Source organism: Streptomyces sp. SM18, assembly GCF_002910775.2.
Taxonomy (GTDB): domain Bacteria; phylum Actinomycetota; class Actinomycetes; order Streptomycetales; family Streptomycetaceae; genus Streptomyces; species Streptomyces halstedii.
This window is the reverse complement of sequence record NZ_CP029342.1, coordinates 2,717,648-2,741,261: the sequence shown is the minus strand read 5'-3', so window position 1 is coordinate 2,741,261 and position 23,614 is coordinate 2,717,648. Positions and strand designations below refer to the sequence as shown.

The 23,614-nt window shown below is 74.2% G+C and carries 12 protein-coding genes; 7 read left to right on the top strand and 5 right to left on the bottom strand.

All coding sequences use genetic code 11. The features are described from left to right. Positions 1 to 82 precede the first annotated feature (82 nt). The 6 genes from B9S64_RS12070 (at position 83) to B9S64_RS12045 (ending at position 11,581) form a co-directional block, all read left to right on the top strand. Complete coding sequence (locus B9S64_RS12070; RefSeq protein ID WP_103491370.1) at positions 83 to 2,116, top strand: CDP-glycerol:glycerophosphate glycerophosphotransferase; 2,034 nt, start codon at positions 83 to 85, stop codon at positions 2,114 to 2,116. A gap of 89 nt (positions 2,117 to 2,205) precedes the next feature. Continuing rightward, positions 2,206 to 2,940: a class I SAM-dependent methyltransferase gene (locus B9S64_RS12065; protein ID WP_103491371.1), complete on the top strand. Its 735-nt coding sequence runs from the start codon at positions 2,206 to 2,208 to the stop codon at positions 2,938 to 2,940. 11 nt (positions 2,941 to 2,951) lie between these two features. Beyond that, on the top strand, positions 2,952 to 3,869 hold the full coding sequence (locus B9S64_RS12060) for a TylF/MycF/NovP-related O-methyltransferase (protein WP_181012292.1): 918 nt from the start codon (positions 2,952 to 2,954) through the stop codon (positions 3,867 to 3,869). 163 nt (positions 3,870 to 4,032) lie between these two features. Continuing rightward, entirely contained in the window at positions 4,033 to 7,587 is a 3,555-nt protein-coding gene (locus tag B9S64_RS12055) for a bifunctional glycosyltransferase/CDP-glycerol:glycerophosphate glycerophosphotransferase (RefSeq protein ID WP_103491372.1), read from the top strand. After that, positions 7,584 to 10,436, top strand: coding sequence for a CDP-glycerol glycerophosphotransferase family protein (locus B9S64_RS12050; RefSeq protein ID WP_103491373.1), 2,853 nt, complete (start codon positions 7,584 to 7,586; stop codon positions 10,434 to 10,436). Before B9S64_RS12055 ends, B9S64_RS12050 begins: the two co-directional genes overlap by 4 nt. Continuing rightward, positions 10,433 to 11,581, top strand: coding sequence for a glycosyltransferase (locus B9S64_RS12045; RefSeq protein WP_103491374.1), 1,149 nt, complete (start codon positions 10,433 to 10,435; stop codon positions 11,579 to 11,581). The genes B9S64_RS12050 and B9S64_RS12045 overlap by 4 nt, the downstream gene beginning before the upstream one ends. Before the next feature lie 42 nt (positions 11,582 to 11,623). Here B9S64_RS12045 and B9S64_RS12040 read toward each other — a convergent pair whose 3' ends face one another. From B9S64_RS12040 to B9S64_RS12020, 5 genes are all read right to left on the bottom strand, one after another. Beyond that, positions 11,624 to 13,858, bottom strand: coding sequence for a bifunctional glycosyltransferase family 2 protein/CDP-glycerol:glycerophosphate glycerophosphotransferase (locus tag B9S64_RS12040; protein WP_109492041.1), 2,235 nt, complete (start codon positions 13,856 to 13,858; stop codon positions 11,624 to 11,626). Positions 13,859 to 14,072: 214 nt separating this feature from the next. Beyond that, positions 14,073 to 14,987 (bottom strand): carbohydrate ABC transporter permease, encoded by a 915-nt coding sequence (locus B9S64_RS12035; protein ID WP_103489287.1) that lies wholly within the window; start codon positions 14,985 to 14,987, stop codon positions 14,073 to 14,075. Then, entirely contained in the window at positions 14,984 to 16,342 is a 1,359-nt protein-coding gene (locus B9S64_RS12030; RefSeq protein ID WP_181012150.1) for a carbohydrate ABC transporter permease, read from the bottom strand. The genes B9S64_RS12035 and B9S64_RS12030 overlap by 4 nt, the downstream gene beginning before the upstream one ends. A gap of 4 nt (positions 16,343 to 16,346) precedes the next feature. Then, the gene (locus tag B9S64_RS12025) at positions 16,347 to 17,711 is read right to left on the bottom strand and encodes an ABC transporter substrate-binding protein (protein WP_103489289.1); all 1,365 of its coding nucleotides are present in this window, start codon (positions 17,709 to 17,711) and stop codon (positions 16,347 to 16,349) included. A 212-nt stretch (positions 17,712 to 17,923) separates the two neighbouring features. After that, positions 17,924 to 21,322, bottom strand: coding sequence for an FHA domain-containing protein (locus B9S64_RS12020; protein WP_109492040.1), 3,399 nt, complete (start codon positions 21,320 to 21,322; stop codon positions 17,924 to 17,926). Positions 21,323 to 21,836: 514 nt separating this feature from the next. On the opposite strand from B9S64_RS12020, the gene B9S64_RS12015 reads away from it, so the two are divergent. After that, positions 21,837 to 23,471, top strand: a complete 1,635-nt coding sequence (locus tag B9S64_RS12015) for a serine/threonine-protein kinase (RefSeq protein WP_103492709.1) — start codon at positions 21,837 to 21,839, stop codon at positions 23,469 to 23,471. The last annotated feature ends 143 nt before the right edge of the window (positions 23,472 to 23,614 follow it).

Here is a 23,614-nt window from a genome sequence, read left to right as displayed (position 1 = left end):
GAACGCCCGGGGTCACCGGAGCTGACCCGAACGGGTGAAGGCGCGCGGGCCCGGCGCACGGACCGCACTACGCTCGGCTGCCATGCTCCTCAGCGTCGTCATGCCCGTCCGTCACGCCCAGGGTCATCTGCGAGCGGCCCTGGAGTCGTTGACCGGCCCGACGGCGGCCGGGACGGCGGCCGACCGGGAGGTGCTCGCCGTCGAGACCGGCCCACCGGGCGACGGCCCGGCCGTCGCACGGGAGTTCGCGGAACGCGACCCCCGGGTGCGTGTGCTGCGGAACGCGGGCGGCCACGCGCACCCGGAGGGCGCGGCGCGCAACGCCGGGGCCGCCGAGGCCCGGGGCGCGTACCTGCTCTTCCTGGACGGCGACGACCACCTGCTCCCCGGCGCCCTGGAGGCGATCGCCGCGAGGCTGGCGGAGGACCACCCCGACGTGCTGCGCGTCGGTCATGACGAGGCCGACTGGCGGGGTGTCGTCCGGCCCGGCGACGACACCCTCCCCGCCGCCCGCGCCCAGCTCTTCCGCCGCGCCTTCTGGACCGCGCACCGGCTGCGCTTCACCGAGGGCCCCTACGACGACGTGGTGCCCGTGCACCGGGCGGCGCTCCTCGCCACCGACGCCTCCACCCTGGCGGTCCTGGACCACGTCTGCGTACGCCACCGGCCTCGGCGCGCCGGTACCTTCGCCACGACTCCCGGGCGCGCCCACTTCGCGGTCATCGACGCCTACGCGCGGCTGGCGGAGGCCACCGGGGACGACCCGCGCGTCCGCGCCCTGCGTACCGCGCACCTGGAGGCGGTCCTGGAGGACCCCGGCCGGATCGCCCCGGAGGACCGGCGGGCGTTCTTCCGGGCGGCCGGTCTGCCCGGACGGTATGTCTCCCACCGCACCCGGGAGACCGTGCGCGCCCAGCGCACGCGGGCGCGCACCACGGTGGGCGCCGGTCGCAAGGCGCTGCGCACCCGGGTGATGCGGGCCGCGTACCGCACCGATCTGCACCGGTCCCTCGACCCGCACCTGGCGGTCTACGGGGCGTACTGGAACAGGGGCGTCGCCTGCAACCCGGCGGCCGTCTACGCCAAGGCCCGCGAACTCGTCCCGCACATCCGGGGCGTCTGGGCCGTCTCCTCCCGGCACCTGGACCGGATGCCCCCGGGCGTGCCGTACGTGATCGAGGGGTCCCGGGCCTACTGGCGGGCCATGGCCACCGCCACGTACCTCGTCAACAACTCCAGCTTCCCGGGCGGTTTCACCAAGCGTCCCGGGCAGGTCTACCTCCAGACCCACCACGGGACCCCGCTGAAGACCATGGGCCTGGACCAGCTGCCCTACCCGGCCCTCACCGCCGGCGTCAGCTACGAACGGGTCCTCGCCCACGCCGACCAGTGGGACCTCAGCCTGTCCGCCAACCCGCACACCACCGAGATCTGGGACCGGGTCTACCCCGCCTCGTACGAGCAGGTGGCGTACGGCTACCCGCGCAACGACGTCTACTTCACGGCGCCCCCGGAGCGGGCCGCGAAGATCCGCGCCGGGCTCGGCATCGCCCCGGGGCGCACGGTCCTGCTGTACGCGCCGACCCACCGCGACTACCGGAAGGGCTTCGTGCCCCACCTCGACCCGGAGCGCCTGGCACGCGCGCTGGGCGAGGAGTACGTCCTGCTGGTGCGCGCCCACTACTTCTACGGACGCTCCACCGGGCACCCGGCCGGGGACGGGGTCCTCGACGTGACCGGTCACCCCTCGGTCGAGGAACTCTGCCTGGCGTCCGACGCGTTGATCAGCGACTACTCGTCCCTGGTGTTCGACTACGCCTGCCTGGACCGTCCGATCATCACCTACGCCCCGGACTGGGCCGCCTACCGGGCGGCGCGCGGTACCTACGTCGATCTGCTCTCCGGGCGTCCCGGGGACACCCCGGGGGCGGTCGCCACCACGGAGGACGAGCTGCGGGAGCTGCTGCTCACCGGGGCGTGGCGCTCCCCGGAGGCGGCGGCGCTCCGCACGGCGTTCCGCGCCCGCTTCTGCCCGTACGACGACGGGCAGGCGGCGGAACGGGTGGTGCGGCGGCTCTTCCGCGCCGGCCCGGGAGGCGCGGCGCCCCAGGGGTGAGCGCCGCGTCACCCGTACGGGGCGACTCCCGGGCGCCCCGCCGTCGTTGTGCTCAACAGCTCGCGCACACACCGACGTCGGGAGAAGGCATGCACCGGTCCGCCTACGAGCAGATGGCGCTCTGCGTCCAGGAGTACCTGCCCCCGTCCGGCAGGCACCGTGTGGTGGACCTGGGGTCGCGGATCTCCGGGAAGCAGACCCGCACCCACCGGGGGCTGCTGGCCGGTCACGACGTCGAGTACGTCGGCGTGGACGTGGCCGACGGGCCCAACGTGGACGTGGTGATGACCCGTCCCTACCGGATCCCCGTGAAGTCCGGCAGCGCCGATGTCGTCCTGTCCGGGCAGGCGTTCGAGCACATCCCGTTCTTCTGGGCGTCGATGCTGGAGATCGCCCGGGTGCTGCGGCCCGGCGGCCACGCCTTCGTCACCGCCCCCTCGCGCGGACACGTCCACGACGCGCAGGACTGCTGGCGCTACTACCCCGACGGCTTCCGCGCGCTCGCCGCCCACGCGCGTCTGGAACTCCGCGAGGCCTACACGGACTTCCCGCCGTCCCGGGGCATCTGGCACGACTACGGCTCCATCGACGCCGGGGCCGCCTACTGGGGTGACTCGGTGGGCGTGTTCCGCCGGCCGCTCCCTGACCGCCGCCCGGTGACCCGGCTGAAGAACCGGCTGGCCGACTTCGCGGTACGCGAGACGGCCGTGTGGTGGGCCAACCGGGCCGGGGGAGTGGACCGGGTGCCGCTGCCGAGGCCGCTCGACGGACGGGCCCGGTGCGGGCGCCCTGACAGCGCCGCGGCCCCATCAACCACAGGTTGACGAAAGATGACATGAGCCGCAAACCGCGCGTACTGTCCCGGCCCATGGCTTGGCGCAACGCCGTCAACGGCGTCCTTCAGCAACTCACCGGCTATCAGCTCAGGCGCGTGCCCGTGCCCGCTCCCCGCACCGCCCCGCAGCCGGACGCGACGAAGCCCCCGGCGGCGGTTCGCGCGGCCGTGAAGGCGCCCGTGGTGAAGCCCGCGGCGGCGGGACGCGCGGTCGTGAAGCCCGTCGCGGCGAAGCCGCCGCCGCAGTTCCCCGCGGACTACGACGACGAGGCGAAGGACATCCTCCGCGCGGTCAAGCCGTACACGATGACCTCCCCGGAGCGCCTCAACGCCTTCGTCCTGGCCACCCGGCACATCGTCCGGCACGACATCCCCGGTGCCGTCGTCGAGTGCGGGGTGTGGCGCGGCGGGTCGATGCAGGCCTGCGCCAGGACCCTGCTCTCGCTCGGCGAGAAGGACCGGGACCTGTACCTCTTCGACACCTACGAGGGCATGACCCCGCCCACCGCGGAGGACCTGCGGCGTGACGGCAGGTCCGCCCAGGAACTCCTGGACGCCCAGGGCAAGGACCGGCCGATCTGGGCGGTCGCCTCGCTGGAGGACGTCAAGGAGGGCTTCGCGGGCGTCGCGTACCCCGAGGAGCGCGTCCACTACGTGCGCGGGAAGGTCGAGGACACCGTCCCCGGGCAGGCCCCGGAGCAGATCGCGATCCTCCGGCTGGACACCGACTGGTACGCCTCGACCCGGCACGAGCTGGAACATCTGTACGGGCGCCTGGTCAGCGGCGGTGTCCTGCTGATCGACGACTACGGCTACTGGCAGGGCTCACGCCAGGCCGTGGACGAGTTCCTGGAGCGGACCGGCGAGCGGTTGCTGCTGCTCCGGATGGACGAGGGCCGGATCGCCGTCAAGCCCTGAGACCCTTCCCGGCCGGCCTTCCCGCCGACTCCCGGCCCGCTCTTTGGCCGGCTTCCCGGCCGACGGCCGTCGCGAGCCCCGTTGCCTTCCCGGCACGGGGCTCGTTCGTCAATCAGCAACCCGTTGAACGATGTTGTCCGCCCGGAAGGATCGTGCGCAGCACATGGCACCCCGTCTCACCGTCGTCGTCCCGCTCTACAACGTCGAGGAGTACCTCGGAGCCTGCCTGGAGTCACTGGCCGGACAGACGATGTCCGACCTGGAGGTCGTCATGGTCGACGACGGCTCCACGGACAACAGCGCGGGCGTGGCACTGGAGTTCTCCCGGAAGGACCCGCGCTTCCGGCTGATCCGGCAGGAGAACGCCGGGCTCGGCGCGGCCCGCAACGCCGGGGCCGGACAGGCCCACCCGGACGGGGAGTTCCTGGCGTTCGTGGACAGCGACGACGTCGTACCCTCCGGTGCCTACGCGCGCATGATCGGCGAACTGGACTCCTCCGGTTCAGACTTCGCCACCGGCAACGTGCTGCGGCTACGGGCCGGCGGGACGCTGGAGCAGTCCCCGATGTTCCGGAAGCCGATGGAGAGGCCCCGCCGGTCCACCCATGTCACCCGGGACTGGCTCCTGCTCGGTGACCGCATCGCCTGCAACAAGGTGTTCCGCAGGTCGTTCTGGGACCGCCACGGCTTCGCCTTCCCCACCGGGGTGCTGTACGAGGACATCGCCGTGGTGCTGCCCGCGCACTTCCTGGCCGAGGGCGTGGACGTCGTGGAGGCGCCGGTCTACCACTGGCGGGACCGCGACGGATCGATCACCACCCGGCGGGCGGTCGCCCGGGGCATCCGGGACCGGGTCACGGCGGTGAGCGCCGTCAGCGCGTTCCTCGCGGAGCGCGGCATGACGGAGGCCCGGCGGCGCTACCAGGAGCATGTGCTCTGCGGGGACCTGTGGCTGTTCATGGAGGCGTTCGGGGAGGGTGACGCCGCCTTCCGGGAGGCCTTCCTCACCCATGCCAACGCCTTCGCGGACACCGTCGGCCCCGCCGTGTTCGACGGGCTGCCGCTGCACCTGCGGGTCAAGTGGCAGCTCATCCGGGAGGGCCGGGCGGCCGAACTGCTGGCCCTGCTCGCCCATGAGGCCACCGACCGCGACACCTTCCACGTGCGGGGTCTGCTGCGGCCGCGGGCCCAGTTCCCGGGGGTCCGGGAACCGCTGCCGCACCGGGTGACCGCGCTGTCGGCCGCGGACCTCCCGGTGCACGCGCATCTGACCGAGGCCGTGTGGCGGGACGGGCTGCTGCACCTGTCGGGATACGCGTACGTCCGCAACGCCCCGGGGGGCCCGCCGGTGGCCGGGTGGCTCCGGGCGGGCCGCCGGCTGGTCCCGCTCCGGATGCGCACGGCGGCGACGGACGAGGCGGCGGCCGGGTCGGGACGCTCGCTGCACGGCTACGAGCGGTCCGGCTTCAGCACGGTGGTGGACCCGCGCCGGCTCGCCGGGCGGAGGGCGTCCGGGTCCACCCCGGCCGTCTGGAAGCTGGAGGCGCTGGTGCTCGGCGGCGGGCGGCCGAGGCGCGGACCGATGCGCCTGCTGGGAAACCCGGCCGCGCCCGCCGTCCGGTACGTGGACGGGCGCACCCGGGTGGTGCCCGTACTCTCCGGCAACAAGCTGGAACTGCGCGCCGAGCGGATCGACGCCGTACTGGCCGGGCACCGGCCGACCGAGGCGGGCGACGGCATCCGGATCGCGGTACGGGTCCTGGGCGGCGGGACACCGACCGCCCTGCGGATCCAGGAGTGGCACACCAAGGAGCACCGGGAGTACCCCCTGATGCCCGTGGCGCGGACGGCCCCCGACCGGACGGCCCCCGACCGGCCGGCCCCCACGGACGGCGACCCGGCGGAGACCGGCACGGCGGAGAGAGGCACGGCGGAGACCGGTGCCGTCGAGGACGGCCGCACCGTCGTCGCCGAGGTGCCCCTCACGTCGTTCGCCGGTGCGGACGGCGACTGGGGCGTCCACCTGGTCACCGGCGTCCGCAGGACGGCGGTCGCCGTCCGGCCGGAGACCGACGCCGCGCGGTATCCGGTGTCCGGCGGCCGCGAGGTGTACGCCGCCGCCAACCCCTCCGGCGACCTCGTGCTGACCGACCGGTGCGCCCAGCCGGTCCTCACCCGGGTGCGGTGGACGGACGACGCCGGCCTCCTCCTGGAGGGCACCTGCCCCTCGGCGTCCGCCGGACCCGTCGAGCTGGTCCTGCGCCACAGCGGCCACCAGGAGGAGAACACCGTCGCCGCGGAACGGGAGGCGGACGCCTTCCGCGCGGCCGTGGCCCCCGGGGCCGTCGCCTCCCTCGCCGGGGTGCTGCCGCTCGCCGAGGGGCGCTGGTACCCCTTCCTGCGGGAGCGGGGCGAGACGGACCCGGACCGCTACCTTCCCCTGCGGCTGGCCCCCCAACTGCACGCCGCGCTGCCGTCGCACCAGGAGGCGGGCGGACGCCGCTTCACCCTCCAGCGCCGCTTCCACGACCGGCTCTGCCTGGAGTCCGGCAGCGTGCTGGCGGTGCGCGAGCGCGGCGCGTACGGGCAGCGGCGGCTGCGCGAGGCGTACGCGGCGGCCCGGGGTGGTGCCCTCCGTGAGGCCGTGCTGTACGCCAGCTTCGACGGGCGGCAGTACTCGGACTCGCCCCGCGCCGTCCACGAGGAGCTGGCCCGCCGCGACACCGGTGTCGCACACCTGTGGGTGGTGCGCGACCAGCAGGCCGCCGTGCCCCCCGGGGTGTGCCCGGTGACCCTGTACAGCGCCGAGTGGTACGAGGCGCTGGCCCGCAGCCGGTGGATCGTCACCAACACCCATCTCCCGGAGTGGTTCGAACGGGCCGAGGGGCAGTACGTCGTCCAGACCTGGCACGGCACCCCGCTCAAGCGCGTCGGACGCGACCTGGAGGGCACCCCGCACGCGGACGCCGCCTACATGGCGTCCATGCCCCGGCGTTCGGCCCAGTGGAGCGTCCTCGTCTCGCCGAACTCCTTCTCCACCCCGGTCCTGCGCCGCGCCTTCGGATACACCGGCGAGGTCCTGGAGTGCGGCTACCCGCGCAACGACCTGCTGTACGCCCCGGACCGCGCGAAGGTCGCCGCCGCCCTCCGGCAGACCCTCGGCGTGCCCGAGGGCCACCGGGTGGTCCTGTACGCCCCGACCTGGCGCGAGGACCGGCCCCGGCGGGGCGGACGCTACGCCCTCGACCTCGCCCTCGACCTGGACGAGGTCCGGCGGGCGCTCGGTGAGGACCATGTGCTGCTGGTGCGCCGCCACTACCTCGTCGGCGGGAGCGTCCCGAAGGACGCCACCGTCCGCGACGTCTCACGCCACCCCGACGTCACCGAGCTGATGCTCGTCAGCGACGTCCTGGTCACCGACTACTCGTCCCTGATGTTCGACTTCGCCCAGACCGGCCGCCCCATGCTCTTCCACACCCACGACCTGGAGCACTACCGCGACACCCTGCGCGGTTTCTGCTTCGACTTCGAGAACCGGGCCCCCGGGCCGCTCCTGCCCACCACCGCCGGGGTGATCGAGGCGCTGCGTGACCCGGAGGCCGCGACCGCCGCCCACCGGGACGCGTACGCCGGATTCCGCGAGTCGTTCTGCGACCTCGACGACGGGACGGCCGCGGCCCGGGTCGTGGACGCGATGCTGAAGGGGGTCCAGGCATGAGCGCCCCCGACGTCAGCTGTGTGATCACACCGGGACCGGGCGGTGCGGCGGCGCTGCGGACGTCCGTGGAGTCGGTCATCGACCAGTCCCTCCGCGCCGTCGAGGCCCTGGTCGTGCTGCCCTCCGGCACCGACGCCCCGGTCCGGGCGGCGGCCGGCGCGTACGCCGGGCGCTTCCCGGACCGGGTCCGCGTCCTGGACACCGACGCGCCCGGGGACGTCCCCGCCGTGGCGCGCAACGCCGGGCTGTCCGCGGCCCGGGGCACCTACGTCCTCGTCCTCTGCGACGGCGAACGCCTCCGGCGGCACGCCTGCCGCACCCTCTGGGAGGCCGGTGAACGCACCGGGGCGGAGCTGGTCGCCGGATGCTGGAGCAGACTCACCGAGGACGGCACCAAGGAACAGGAACCCCCCTGGCAGCAGGCCCTGTTCCCGCGTTCCCGGGTGGTCACCAAGCTCACCGACGCCCCCGAACTGGTCGTACGGGACGCCCTGGTGACGGGGTTCTGCCTGCGGCGGGCGGCCCTGGAGCGGTTCGGGGCGCGCTACGACGAGGACCTCGGCCCCAGCGAGAGCGTCTTCGGCGCACGGGTGGCGCTGTCGGTCGGCCGGATCGCCCTCGTGCGCCGCCGGATCGTCTCCGGGCGGGCCGCCGCCGAACCCGGCCGCGACCTCGCGGGCCGCATCGAGGCGCACCGCCGGATCCGCGACCTGCTGGAGGCCCGGGGGGCGGGCGCCCTGCGCGAGGAGCGGGAACGCGCCTTCCCGCTCGACCGCCTCGTCGCCCTGGTGCACGCCTTCCCCACGCTTCCCGCCGCCGAGCGCGACCGGCTGGCGGCCACGGCGGCCCGGGTCCTGCCCGGGTGCGTCCCGGATCCGGCGCTGCTCACGCTCCCGCCGGTCGAACGGGTCGGCGTACGGCTGCTGGAGCGAGGCGACGCGGACGGGGTGCTCGGTGCCGCGTACGCGCTGCGCAGGCGTGGCAGCGTGGCCTCGCCGCTGGTCGTGACGGACGGCGGCCGGGTCCGGTGGCGGGACGGCGAGGCGGACCCCGCGCTGGACGTCACCGGACTCGGCCACCAGCACAGCGCGTTCGGCGAGCTGCGGCTGATGAACCGACTGACCCGCTACGAGGCCGAGGGCGGCCGCGTCCTGCTCGAAGGCCGTCTCGTGCTGCCCGGCCACACCGGGCCGGGGCCCGCGGCCACGGCCCGGCTGGAGTTCCGGGTCCGCGACGGGGAGCGCGCCGTGAGCCTGCCCGTCGCGGAACTGCGGCGCGACGCCACCGGGATCAGCTGGCGCGCCCGCGCCGACCTCACCCGCCTCCTGCGCCCCCTCGGCGTCCGGGACACCATCTGGGACGCCCGGATGATCGTCGATGACGGCCCCGTCCACGCGGTCAGCGACCTCTTCGCCCCGCACGGACTCGTGGGCCCGGCGGACCGCTCCCCGGCCCGTCCCCGGCTCGGCCTCCTGGCGGGTGACACCTGGCAGCCCTACGTCACCCTCAAGGACCATCTGGCGTTCCGTCTCGAAGCCCACGGCCGCCCCGCCCGCACCGTCCGGCGGGCGGTCCACTACGCCACCCACTTCCGTCCCGCGCGCAAGGCCAGACTGCTGCTGCGCGCCCTGGGCAGGCGCCGTGACCGGCTGCGCTCCCGGGCCTTCAAGACCTCCGTGTACCACTCCTGGCTCCTGCGGCTGCCCGTGCGCCGGGGGTCCGCGGTGTTCGAGAGCCACATGGGCACCTGCTACGGCGACAGCCCCCGGGCCGTCCACCAGGAGGTACGCCGACGGGGGCTGCCGCTGCGCTGCGTCTGGTCGTACGACCGCTCCCGGGACGGGTTCCCGGCCGGTGAGCCGCTGGTGCGCCGCTGGTCCTGGCGGTACCTGTGGGAGCTGGCCCGCGCGGAGTACTGGATCGACAACCAGGGCTTCCCGCAGCGTCTGCGCAAGCCGTCCGGCACCACCTACCTCCAGACCTGGCACGGGTCGGCGTACAAGCGCATGGGCTTCGACGAGACCCGGGTGCGCATGGCGAACGCCCCCCGGCGCGAGCTGCTCCAGCAGGCCGTCCACCGCTTCGACCACTTCCTGGTCCGCTCCGAGCACGACGTACACACCCTCGCGCACGCCTACCGGCTGCCCGAACGGACGCTGCTGCGCACCGGATACCCGCGCAACGACGTCCTGTTCGCGGCGCGTGCCCGGGACGGGGCCGAGGGGCGGCTGCCGCGCGGACCGCTCGCGGAGCGGCTGGGCCTGGACGACCACCGCCAGGTCGTGCTGTACGCGCCGACGTTCCGGGGCGGGCCCGGCCGGCGCGGGCGGCGGCGGCTCCCGCTGGACGTCGCGCGTTTCGCGGAACGTTTCGGCGACCGGTACACCCTGCTGGTGCGGGCGCACTACCTGGAGGCCGCGAACCTGCCCGTGTGCCCGCCCGGGACGGTCGTGGACGTGTCGGACCACCATGACACCGCCGAACTCCTCGTCCTCGCGGACGCGTTGATCACCGACTACTCGTCGATCATGTTCGACTACGCGCTCCTGGACCGGCCGGTCGTGCTGTTCGCGCCCGACCTGGACGCCTACGCCGCCGAACGGGGCAGCTACTTCGACCTGCGGGAGAAGGCGCCCGGACCGGTGGCGGAGACCGAGGACGAGCTGTTCGAGGTCTTCGACCGCCTCAAGGCCGCGGACGCCGGGTTCCAGGCGGAACGTACCGCCTTCGCCCGGGAGTTCGGCGGTTACGACCGGGGGGACGCGGCGCGCGCCGTGGTGGACGCCGTCTTCGCCCGTCATCTGTCCCGCACCACCCGCACCACCGATCCGGGGGAGGACCGCCGATGAGTACCGGCCGTGACGTCTTCGTCGTCGCCAACAGCACCGACGAACTGGGCGGGGTGACGGGGTGGGCGCACCGCACCGCTCACCTCTTCCAGGAGCGGGGCCACCGGGTGCACGTCATCGGGGTGCACGCCGCCGAGCTGACGATGGCCCTGCCCGACCCGCCCGACTACCCGGTCACCGCCCTCTACCCGGCGCACCCGCCGACGCCCTGGGAGCCTCAGGGCGTCCGGGACCGCTTCCGGATCCCGTCCCGGCGGCGGGAGGCGGCCAGGGTGAAGGCCAAGCGGAGGGCGGTGGAGCGGCTCTCCGGGATCTTCCGGGAGGCGCGGCCGGGCGGGGTGGTGATCGTCACCCAGGTCTGGGCGATGGAGTGGGTCGGCGAGGCGGACACCGGCGGTCTGAAGGTCATCGGGATGAGCCACGAGTCCTACGACTACTCGCGGGCGAGCCACCGCTACCGCTGGGTCAAGAGCCACTACGCGGACCTCGACCGCTGGCTCGTCCTCACCGAGGAGGACGCCGACGACTGGGCCGGCGACGGGATGGACAACGTCGGCTTCATGCCCAACGCCCTGGCCGGGCTGCCCCCGGTGCCCTCGCCGCGCACCGCGAAGTCGGTGGCGAGCATCGGCCGGCTCACCGACCAGAAGGGCATCGACATGCTCCTGGACGCCTGGGCGCTGGTCGCTCCCCGGCGTCCCGACTGGACCCTGGACGTGTACGGGGCGGGCGAGGACGAGGCGGCCCTGCGGGCCCGGTGCACCGGCCTGGGGCTGGACGGTTCGGTGCGGTGGCGGGGCCGCACGGACGACGTGCCCGGGGCGCTCGCCCGCTCCTCCGTCTTCGTCCAGTCCTCCCGGGGCGAGGGGTTCCCGCTGGCGCTGATGGAGGCGATGGCGAGCGGGGTGCCCTGTGCGGCGTTCGACTGCGCGCCGGGGGTGCGGGAGATCGTGCGGGACGGCCAGGACGGGCTGCTCGCGCCCGCCGGGGACATCGGCGCGCTGGCCGACCGGCTGCTGCGGCTGACCGGCAACCCCCGGATGCGGGACGCGATGGGGGAGCGGGCGCGGACCGGGGTCCAGCGGTTCTCGGAGGCGGAGACCGTGCGCCGCTGGGAGGAGTTGTTCGCGCTCCTGGAGCGCTGAGCCTTCGGAGGGCTCCGGGGCGCCCGGGCGCCCCGGACCGTCTCACCCGTTGGTGTACTCCCGTACGGTCACCTGCCGGGGCACCCCGGAGGGCCGCCGGCCGCCCGAGGAGACCGGCAGCGGCAGCCCCGACGTGTCGCCGAGGAAGACCCGGCGCACCACCCGCTCCGCCGCGTGCCCGTCGTCGTACGGACAGAACCGGGCCCGGAACGCGGCCCGGCGCTGGGCCGAGCGGGGGCCGCGCCAGTGGTCCGTCGCGAAGATCTCGTGCAGCTCCTCCTGGCTGCGGGAGACCGCGCCGGGCGGGAACGCCTCCAGGTCGAAGTAGGTGCCGCGGGCCGCCTCGTACGCCTGCCGGTCCTCCAGGAACAGGACGACGGGGCGGTCCAGGTTGACGTAGTCGAACATCAGCGAGGAGTAGTCCGTGACCAGCGCGTCCGAGGCGAGGCAGAGTTCCTCGACGGACGGGTGGTCGCCGACGTCGATGATCTGCGGGTGCGGGGCGCGCCCCGCCGTGGCCCGGGGCGCTGTGTCGAGGTAGTGGGAGCGGACCAGGACCACGAAGCGGGGCCCGAGCACCCGCACGAACTGCTCCAGGTCCAGCGGGTGGTGCGGGCCGCGCCGGTAGTCGCGGTGGGTGGGGGCGTACAGCAGGGCCGTACTGCCCTCGGGGACGGCCAGCCGCGCGCGCAGCCGGGCGATCTCCTCGGGGCGGGTGCGGTGGAAGACGTCGTTGCGCGGGCTGCCGTACTCCAGCGTGGTGTACCGGGAGGGGTAGGTGCGCTCCCACACCAGGGTGGAGTGCTGGTTGGCGGAGAGCGAGAAGTCCCACTTGTCGATGTTGCGCAGGAGCTGGCCGAAGTCCATGGTCCCGGCCGCGGCGGGGCGGTGCACGAGGTCGGTCCCCATGGTCTTCAGGGGGGTGCCGTGGTGGGTCTGCACCATGACCTGACCGCGCCTCTTGACCAGCCGCCGGTCGAAGTTGACGTTGTTGACGAGGTACCGGGAACGCGCCAGCGCCGTCCAGTACGCCGCCGTCCCCGGGTGCAGCACCCGGGTGGCGCCCGGGACGGTGTGCGCGTCCTCGGGGCGGCAGATCCACGCGGTGCGCAGCCCCGGGACGAGGGCACGCGCGGTGGCCTCCAGGGCGGCGGGGCTACAGGTGTACCCGCGGTTCCAGTAGGCGGCGAACACCGCCTCGGCGGGCCGCAGCGGCAGGCACAGCTGGAGGCGGTAGTGGAGTTGGAGGGCGGCCGCGCGCACGGCCCTGCGGGCCGCCGTTGCGGCCTGCCGCACCCCCCGGCAGGCCCGCTGCCCGGCCCACAGGGCGCGGTACGTGCGGTGGGCGCCCAGCCGGAACAGCGCGTGCCGCAGCCGGGCGCGGCGCGGTACGGCCGCGCCCGGCGAGCGGTGGCGGGCGCAGTGGGCGCGGGCGCGGCGGAAGAACTGCGCCCGGGTGCCCCGGGGGAGGCGGCCGCGCGAGGTGAACAGGGTCGAGAAGTGGTCGAGCATCCGGCGGAACATCACCGGTCGCCAGACGGCGAGTTCGGGCCGGGCGTCGATGAAGGCGAACACGCGGTCGTACTGGTCGAAGACGTCGAAGTGCCGGCGGGTGGTGGTGGAGAGGATGTTGCCCCGGCGCCGCTGGCGGTAGGCGACGCAGACGGCGTCCAGGACGGCGATCGACCCGGCGGACATCAGGACGGGGTAGGTCCAGGGGGTGTCCTCGTAGTAGCCGGGCGGGAAGGTGAACCCTTCCGCCTCGACGAACTCCCGCCGGTAGGCCTTGTTCCAGACGACCATGAGGACCTTGAGCAGTTCGGGCCGGTCCGCCAGCCGGAAGGAGGCCGGTCCGCTCTCGGTCAGGCACCGGGCGAAGGTGTTGCGGACGCTCTCGCCGGACCAGTAGGCGCGGGCGTAGTCGTAGACGAGGACGTCGGGGCCGCCGGTGGTCTCCAGGCGGTCGGCGATGGTCTGGAGCGCCTCGGGGGTGAAGGTGTCGTCACCGTCGAGGAAGAGCAGGTAGTCCCCGACGGCCCGGGACAGACCGGCGTTGCGGGCGGGCCCCAGGCCCTCGTTGCGGGGGAGGTGGACGACGCCGACCCGGGGGTCGCGCGCCGCGTACTCGTCGGCGATCGAGCCGCAGGCGTCCGGTGAGCAGTCGTCGACCACGATGATCTCGTAGTCCTTGAACGACTGGTTCAGCACGGAGTCGAGACACGCGTGCAGATACGCCTGGACCCGGTACGCGGGCACGATGACACTGAACCGGGGCACAACACATCCAGGGATTCGCTCGCGGGCGGGCAGGTGGCCCGCAAACGGCCGATGGAGTGACTTGGTTACGCCGAATGTGGCATCCGGGGGAAGAGCGAGGTAGGGCGGCCCGGACGAGAGTGAACGGGCCGCCCTGATATTGACGAACGGGTGTGCTGTTGGCGGGTGTCACCCGGCTCCGGTCACCCGGCGGCCCGGCTGACCGGAGCTCCGCTCACTTGACGGCCCCGGCCATCACCCCGGAGACGAACTGCCGCTGGAAGGCGAAGAAGACCGCCAGCGGGATCACCATCGACACGAAGGCGCCGGGGGCCAGCACGTCGATGTTGTTGCCGAACTGCCGGACCTGCTGCTGGAGGGCGACGGTGATCGGCGGCGACCCCGAGTCCGCGAAGATCAGCGCGACCAGCATGTCGTTCCACACCCAGAGGAACTGGAAGATGCCCAGCGAGGCGATCGCGGGACCGCCCAGCGGCATCACGACCCGGGTGAACAGCCGGATCTCGCCCGCGCCGTCGAGCCGCGCGGCCTCCAGCAGTTCGCGCGGGATCTCCGCGAAGAAGTTCCTCAGCAGGAAGATGGCGAACGGCAGGCCGAACGCCGTGTGGAACAGGATCACCCCGACGGTGGTCTCGAAGATCCCGATGGCGCCGAAGAGTTCGGAGACCGGGATCAACGCCACCTGTACGGGCACGACGAGCAGCCCCACGACCACCAGGAACCACCAGTCCCGGCCGGGGAACTCCATCCAGGCGAAGGCGTACCCGGCGAACGAGCCGAGCACCACCACCAGGAAGGTGGCCGGGACGGTGATCAGGAGGGTGCTGACCAGGGAATCGGTGATCGCCGAATTGTCCAGCAGGCGCTGGTAGTTGTCGAAGGTGAGCTCCGAGGGCGCGGTGAAGACCTTCCACCAGCCCGTCGCCGCGATGTCCTGCGAACTGCGCAGCGAGGACAGCAGCAGCCCGATGGTCGGCATCAGCCAGAACAGGGCGACCAGGACGAGGACGACCCGCATCACCCCGCCGCCCGCCCGCGCGGCGATCCGGGCGGCCAGTGGCGTCCGTGGCTTCGCCGGCGCCGTGTCATCGACGGCGGCCGCGGTCCTGACCGGTTCGGTCGTGGTCATCGGCGCCCCTCCTTCCGTATCCGGCGGATGTTGACGAGCATCATCGGGACCACCAGCAGCAGGAGGAGGACGGCGATCGCGCTGCCGATCCCGAGATCGGCGTCCGTGCCGAACGAGGACCGGTAGAGCTGGAGCGCCAGGACGTTCGCGTCGTCCTGGGAGGAGCCCGGCGCGATGATGAAGACCAGGTCGAAGACCTTCAGTACGTTGATCATCAGGGTGACCAGCACCACCGCCAGGACCGGGGCCAGCATGGGCACGGTGATCCGGCGGAACACCTGCCACTCGTTGGCACCGTCCACCCGTGCCGCTTCCAGGAGTTCACGCGGCAGCCCGGCCAGGCCCGCCGCGATCAGCACCATGGCGAAGCCCGCCCACATCCAGACGTAACTGCCGATGATCGCGGGCGTCACCAGGGTCGGGCCGAGCCAGTCCACGCCGTGGTACGGCTCGTGGAAGTTCGCCTCCGGGAGCCGGACCAGGGCCCCGTCGGCGGAGGCGGGCAGCGTGAACACCCCGTCCGCGCCCGCCGTGGCCGTGGCGACGACCCGGCCGTCCCGGACGGCCTCGACCCGGATGCCCTTCAGGCCGAGCTCCTCCGGGTCCACGACGTTGGGCTTGCCGCCGCCGCCCCGGGTGAAGTCCAGCCAGGCGGTGCCGGTGATCTTCCCGTCCGGAGACGGGGACGCCGCCTCGGCCGGGCGCGCGTCGGCGGGCATCTTGGCGGGGGCCACCCCGACCAGGGGCAGCAGGACCGGTTCGCCCGCCCGCACCGGCTCCTTCGTGACGAACGAGCCGTCGCCGCCCGCCTTCAGCGGATGGACGGGCAGCGGATGCGCCTTCGGGAAGCCCGACGACTCGGCGAACGTGTCGTGCACGCCGACCACCACCGCGTTGGCGACCCCGCGCTCCGGAGCCTGGTCGTACACCAGCCGGAAGATGATGCCGGCGGCCAGCATCGAGATCGCCATCGGCATGAAGACGACCAGCTTGAACGCCGTGCCCCACCGGATCCGCTCGGTCAGCACCGCGAAGATCAGGCCCAGCGCGGTGGCGACCGTCGGGGCGAACACGACCCAGATCGCGTTGTTCTTCACCGCCGTGCGGATGGTCTCGTCGGAGAACAGCGCCGTGTAGTTGTCGAAGCCGGCGAACCCGGTACCCGCCTGGTCGAAGAAGGACCGGTAGACGGAGTACCCGATCGGATAGACGACGAGGGCGCCGAGCAGCACCAGGGCCGGCAGCAGGAAGAGCGCCGCCACCGTCCTGCGGGTGCTGGTGACGCCGCGGCGCCCGCCGGGACGTTTGTCGGCGGGGGGCGCCGCCGGGGCGCCCCCCGCTGTCGCTGTCGTCATCCCGTCAGCTCTTGTACGCCTTGGCCGCGTCGGACTCCAGTTTCGCCTGGGTCCCCGCGATGTCCTTCGGGTTCTTCAGGAAGTCCTGGAGGGTCTTCCACTCGCCCTTGCCGGGCGTCCCGCCGAACGACTGCGGGGCCTGGTCGGACATGTCGAACCGGACGTCGTCACCGGCGTCGATCAGCGCCTGGGCCATCGTGCGCTGTACCTCGTTCGGGTAGGCGGCCGCGTCCAGCGACTTGTTGGGCGAGATGAAACCGCCCGCCTCGGCCCAGATCTTCGCCGCGTCGGTCGAGGCGAGCCAGGTCAGCAGCGCCTGCGCGCCCTTGGTGTCCTTCAGCGCCACGGCGGCGTCGCCGCCCGTCACCACGGGGGAGTCGGCGCCGACCGCCGGGAACGGGAACACCTTGGCGTCCGTACCGATCTTCGCCTCGGTCTGCGCGATGTTGACCGAGACGAAGTCGCCCTCGAACACCATGGCGGCCTTGGGCTGGTCGCCTCCGGTGAACGTCTGGGTGACGGAGGTCGGGAACTCGGTCTGCAACGCCCCGTCGGCGCCGCCCGCGATCAGGTTCGGCTTGCCGAACAGCTCGGCGAGGGTGGTCAGCGCGTCCTTGACGGACGGGTCCGTCCACTTGATCTCGTGCTTGGCCAGCTGGTCGTACTTCTCCGGGCCCGCCTGGGAGAGGTAGATGTTCTCGAACCAGTCGGTGAGCGTCCAGCCGTCCGCGCCGCCGACCGAGACCGGGGTGACCCCGGAGGCGGAGACCGTCTCGGCCGTGTTCAGGAAGTCCTTCCAGGTCTTCGGCTCGTTCGCGCCCGCGTTCTCGAACGCCTGGGCGTTGTACCAGATCAGCGACTTGTTGGCGGCCTTGAAGTAGACGCCGTACTGGGTGCCGTCCACCGCGCCGAGGTCCTGCCAGACCTGCGCGTAGTTCTGGCCCAGCTGGGCCCGCGCCTCGTCGCCGACGGGCTTGGCCCACTTCTTGGCCACGGCCTGCTGGATGGCACCGACCTGGGGGATCATCGCGACGTCCGGGGGCTGGCCGCCCGCGATCTTCGTCCCCAGGAAGTTCACGATGGGGTCCTGGGCGGGGACGAAGGTGACCTTGGCGCCGGTGCGCTTCTCGAACTCGCCCAGCACCTTGGTGAAGTTGGCCTGCTCGGGCCCGGTCCACACCGCCGCGACGGATATCTGCTCACCGTCGAGCTTCGGCAGGTCGACGGTCGACGCGCTCTCCTTGCCCTTGCCGGAGTCCTTGTCCGCGGAGTCCTTGCCGTCGTCGCCACCACCGCAACCGGTGAGGGCCAGTGCCCCGACCGCGGTGAACACCACTGCTGCCCTGCGCATGCGAGGGGTTGTGCGCATTCCTGCCCCGTTTCTCCGGCGCGCGTGTGTGCGAACCGACACCGACGGTGGGACCCGTGGTGCCGGTTCACGTCTCCCATCGCGCGGTTCACGTCGTTCGTGCGCACAGGTCTACGCGGAGAGAACGGAGGCCGCAATACTGCGCTCAGGCCCAAGCCGGTGATCGTAATCGGCTCGTGACGTGGCGTCAGTGGCGACGGACGCCCGAACTCTCAGGACGGCGACGGGACCAGCGGGGGCAGCCGCTCGGCGTTGACCGAGCGGGCGGCCCGCTCCAGGGCGCTGGCCAGCAGCGCGAGATCGGTGGGGCCGTTGCCCAGTTCGCGGACCGGACGCCGGGCGGGCGGATCCCCCATCCGCTCCCATTCCAGCGGGACGACGGTGGGGCGCAGGGTCGCCGTACGCGGGATACGGCCGGTGACCCGGCCGCCCTGGAAGGGGGTCACCCGGCCGTCCGGATGTCCCAGCCTGCCCCGTCCCGGAGCCACCTCGTCGGGCGACGGGGGGACGACGGGCGGGTCCAGCACGATGCGCAGCCGGGCCCCGCGGGCCAGTTCGGTGTCCTCGGTCCGGTCCGGGCGGGCGGACGTGGCGACCAGATGGACACCCAGCCGCTCCCCGTCCCTGGCCACGGCCTCCAGCACCCGCACGACGGACCCGGCGGACGGGCGGCCGGGACTGCCGAGCGCCGGGGCGACCAGGGCGTCGAAGTCGTCGGCCAGGACGACGATCCGGGGCAGCGGGGAGGGGCCGGGACCGGCGGGCGGGGCGGCGGGCCGCAGCCGCAGGGTGCTGCTGGCCGGGGAGTCGAGGTCGCCACGCCGGTCACCGGGACCGAAGGGGCGCCTGCCGCCCGGGAGCGCCCGCGCCTCCTCGTACCGCGCGTGCCAGGTGGCGAAGTCCAGGCCGCCCAGCAGCTCCGCGCGGCGCTTCAGCTCACCGCCGAGTGCCTGGGCGCACTCCCGCATCCGTACGGGGTCGGAGGCGACCAGGTGCGTGAAGACGTGCGGCAGTTCCGTGCAGGGGCGCAGACCGTCGCGTCCCCCTCCGTCGATCAGCAGGATGCCGAGGCGGTCGGGGCGGTCCGCGGACGCCAGGGAGGCGGCGATCGCCCGCAGCAGCTCCGTACGGCCGCTGCCCGGGGGCCCCTCGATCAGCAGATGGGGTCCCTCCTCGGTCAGATCGACGGAGAGCGGGCCCCGGGGCCCGGCCCCGAGCACGATCACGGGCCGGCCGGCGTGGGAGGCACCCGGCGGCGCGGCGGCCCGGCGCTGCGGGGGTACGGCGGCGGCGGCCGGATAGGAGGACCGCCCCGGCCCCGAACGGGTGGGCCCGCCACCGGGGCGGGGATCGCCGGAGTGGGGATCGCCGGAGTAGGAGTCGCCGGAGTGGGCGGCGGACCCGCTGTCGGTACGGACGGAGCCGGTGCGGCCGGTGCCGCCGTGATCCGGTCCCGCTCCCGGAGCGCGTCCGGCGGGGCGGCCGGACTCGGGGGACCCGCGCTGCGCCCCCACGCGGGCGCCGGCGTTCAGCGTGCGGCCGGAGCCGGACGTCTCCAGGTCTCCGGACACGGCTGCCGCGCGGACCGTCGCGCCCGGCTGGTCCTCCGCCGTGGACGCCCAGCGGGCCATCAGGGAGGCCGGGGTGGCACGGGCCAGACCCAGCTCGTCGAGGAGCCGGGCCGACGGGGGCAGCGCCGCCGCCACCGGCCGGCCCGTGAGCGCGCCCGCGTCGCGCAGGGGGGCCAGCGCCCGCCCGAACCGCTCGGCCCAGGCCGCCGACACCGCGTCCACCGTCGCGACGGTGCCGTGCCCCGCGACCTGGCCGCCCGTCGTGCGCAGCAGCCGCAACGCGGTCGCCACGTCGCCGCTCAGCATCGCGACCGCGCCGCACTCGCGGAACGGGATCGAGGCCCGGCACGCGGTGTCGTACGTGGCGTCCACCGGGGAGGTGGGGGAGGCGGCCGGGGTCTCGGCCAGGCAGACCAGGTGGATGCCCGAGGCCGCACCGGCCCAGGCCAGCCCGGCCATGGTCTCGCGCAGCGCCGAGGAACCGGGGTCGCCGTCCAGGACGACCACCGTGAACGGTCCGGTGTGCGCACGGGCGGCCCCGGCCACCGCCGGTTGGTCGGCGCCGGCCCAGCCGGGGCCCAGCGGTCCGTCGCCCATGCGGCGGACCAGCTCCGCGGCGCGGGCGTCGGCCTGTTCCCGGTCGAAGGCCAGCAGCAGCCGGCAGTCCTGGCCGTGCAGCGGGCGCAGGTGCGGCAGCCAGCCGAGCCAGGACCACTCGCGCCGCCGCTCCTCCACGCCGCGCGCGCGGTCCGTGCTGATCAGCACGATCTCCAGGTCGAAGGGAGAGTGCAGGGCGGCGAGTTGCGCCACGGTGGAGCGGGCCAGGCCGGACAGCCGGGTGCGCGGCCCGGCGAGCCCGAGCGACCCGGCCTCCCGCAGTCCCACGGTGACCGGCACGGCGGGCAGATCGGCCCGGTCGGCGGTGCCCAGGCGGACGACCAGCGTCTCCGGGTGTCCGGGGTCGCGCTCCCACAGCCGGGGGCCGGGTCCCAGCGCGGTGAGCAGGACGGCCGCCGGGTCGGGCCAGGTCCCCTCGGGGGCGGCCGGGGCGCGGTCGGGCCCGGGGTACGCGGGGGCGCCCTCGGCACCGTCCTCCGGGCCCGCGCCGGGGTGCTGCCCGGCCGGTCCGTGGGGGCCTTCGGCCCGGCCGCCGGTCAGCCGCCGCGCCCAGGCGCCTATGCCGCCGCGCCGGGGGGCCTCCTCGGGGGTGAGCGGGGCGCCGCGTCCATGGGTGGGGTGCTCGGCGGCCGCGCCGGTCGCGCGCCGGGTCTCGTCGTGGCCCGCCGGGCGCTCGCCGTACGCCCCGTACGGATCGTGGCCGCCGGGGTGGGGGGTGCCGAAGGAGTGGGCGCGGTCGTCGTCGGGGTCCCCCGCGGGGGCGGTGCTGCCCGGCTCCCGGGCCACCCGAAGGTGCCCCTCGCCGTCCGGGGTGGTCGTGAGGGCCGGTGCGCGGCGGCCGGTGGTGAGCCGGAGCGTCGATTCGCCGAGCCGCAGCAGGGCCCCCGGGGCGAGCCGGACCGGGCGGTCGTGGACCGGTGCGCCGTCCAGCGAGGTGCCGTTGGTGGAACCGAGGTCGGCGACCGAGACCCGGCCGTCCTCGGAGACCGTCACCGCGCAGTGCAGCCGGGACACGTCCGGGTCGTCGAGCGGGACGTCCGCCTCGGCGGAGCGGCCGACACGGACCGGGCCGCCGTGCAGCAGGTGGACCCCGCCGGCGTCCGGCCCGGCGACGACGTGGAGCCGCGCGGGGACGGCGTCGTCCGCGCCCTCGTCCTCGCCGGGTGCCTGGAGGCAGAGCACCGCGCCGTCCACCAGGGGCGGTTCGCCGAGGGCGCAGCGCTGGGCGTCCAGGCGCTCGCGTCCCGCGTACAGCACGACGGCGCCGCCGCCCTGGGAGCCCTCCGGCCCGGTCACGGCGGCGGCGAGGTTCGACGCGACGGCGGCGAGCGAGGTCCCCGCGGGGGCGGTGACGAGCACGTCGCAGGCGCGTGGCGGGGTCTGGCCGCTGCGCGGCGCGAGGACGGTCAGCCGGATCTGCATCGCCGTCAGCGGTCCCTTCTGCGCGGGGCGCCCGGCAGGGGAGATGCCCTGTGATTCCCCCCACCCGGCACGGACGCGTCGTCCGGTACAGGTCGTCACGGAGCGCAAGGCCAGGCCTCACAGCTCCGTGCTGGAGGCATCCTCCCACCTGCCACTGACAACACGCCCGGGGGTGACCGCTTAGTGATCATGAATGGCCGAGTGTGGGTGCGAAAGTGCCCGCTTGGTCCCGCTTCGGAGGCGCCGCACACGCGTCCGGCAACCATTTCCCCGGTCTCCGCGTCTTCCCCGGACACGGGAAGACCGGCCGGAGGACAACCGGAAGGCGCCGGAAGACCACCGGAACATGCCGGAACACACCGGACGACACGGTGGGGAGGGGCCCGCCGGACCCGCCGGGCAACACGGGCGGAGGACGACCGGCCTCGGCCCCCCACGGCGGCATTAGAGTGGGCCGGAACATCCGGGCGGGCCGGGGGGCCGCCGAGACCACGATCAGCAGGGAGCGCATGACGTGCGGCCGGTAGGCAGCAAGTACCTGCTTGAGGAGCCGCTCGGGCGCGGCGCCACGGGCACCGTCTGGCGAGCCCGGCAGCGGGAAGCCGCCGGGGCCGAGGCGGCCGTCGCCGGACAGCCGGGCGAGACCGTGGCGATCAAGGTCCTCAAGGAGGAGCTGGCCAACGACGCGGACATCGTGATGCGCTTCCTGCGCGAGCGCTCCGTGCTGCTGCGGCTCACCCACCCCAACATCGTGCGGACCCGGGACCTCGTCGTCGAGGGTGACCTGCTCGCCCTGGTCATGGATCTGATCGACGGCCCCGACCTGCACCGCTACCTCAGGGAGAACGGCCCGCTCACCCCGGTCGCCGCCTCTCTGCTCACCGCCCAGATCGCGGACGCGCTCGCCGCCAGCCACGCGGACGGCGTGGTCCACCGCGACCTGAAGCCCGCCAACGTGCTGCTGGACGAGCGCGACGGCGAGATGCACCCCATGCTCACCGACTTCGGCATCGCGCGACTGGCCGACTCCCCGGGCCTGACCCGGACCCACGAGTTCGTCGGCACGCCCGCCTACGTGGCACCCGAGTCCGCCGAGGGCCGCCCGCAGACCTCCGCCGTGGACATCTACGGCGCGGGCATCCTGCTGTACGAACTGGTCACCGGGCGGCCGCCGTTCGCCGGGGGCACCGCCCTGGAGGTGCTGCAACGGCACCTCAGCGAGGAGCCCAGCAGGCCGGACACCGTCCCCGAACCGCTGTGGACGGTCATAGAGCGCTGCCTGCGCAAGGACCCCGACCAGCGGCCCAGCGCCGTGAACCTCGCCCGCGCGCTGCGTACCGTCGGCGCCGGTGTCGGGGTGCACGCGAACTCCGCGCAGATCGCGGCCGCCGAAGGGGTGGGCGCCCTGCTCGCCCCCGACCCGGCGCCCGCCGCCGTCCCGGACACCCCGGGCGCGGCCGACCCGACCCAGGTGCTTCCGAGCAACGCCGGCTCGTACGACCCGGCGGCCCCGACCAATGTCCTGCCGCAGACCGCGGGCGCGGCCGGGCACGCCGACCCGACCGCCGTCATGCCCCCCGTGCCGCCGGGATCCGACGGGCCGCCGCGGCCCGACGAGCCGCACCCCTGGCAGTCCCAGCTGAGGGCCGCCCGCGACCGCAACGAGCAGACCCAGGTCCAGTACCTCGACCCTGCCGAGGACCCGCTGCGCCGCCGTCCGCAGCGCCGCCAGCCGCCCCCGCAGGCCCAGCAGCAGCCTCCGCAGCAGCAGTACCACCCGCAGCAGCAGCGCGGTCAGCAGTACCCGCAGCAGCAGTACCAGGCGCAGCAGCAGTACCAGCCCCAGCAGTACCAGGCACAGCCCCAGCGGCAGCAGTACGCGCCGCCGCAGCAGCCCGCGCCCCGGCCGGCGCCCGAGCCGCCGGCCCCGCGGCAGCCACGGCAGCGCAGCGCCAACCCGATGCGCATCCCGGGGCTCGGCTGCCTCAAGGGATGCCTGTTCACGGTGGTGCTGCTCGTCGTCGCCGGCTGGCTGATCTGGGAGCTGACCCCGCTCCAGGGCTGGATCGCCGAGGGCAAGGGCTACTGGGAGGCGCTCGGGGACGGCGTCTCCACGGTCACCGACTGGCTCAAGGCCCTCGGCGGCTAGGGCGTGTTTCGAAAGTCCCGCCTGGCCCGCGACGCCCGGCACGCACGCTCGCCGCGTTGTCGGAGTCGCCCGAGTACGTCCAGTACGAGGGCGATCCTCCGCCTTGCGATCGCACGCACCTGACGCCGCGGGCCCCGCCCTCC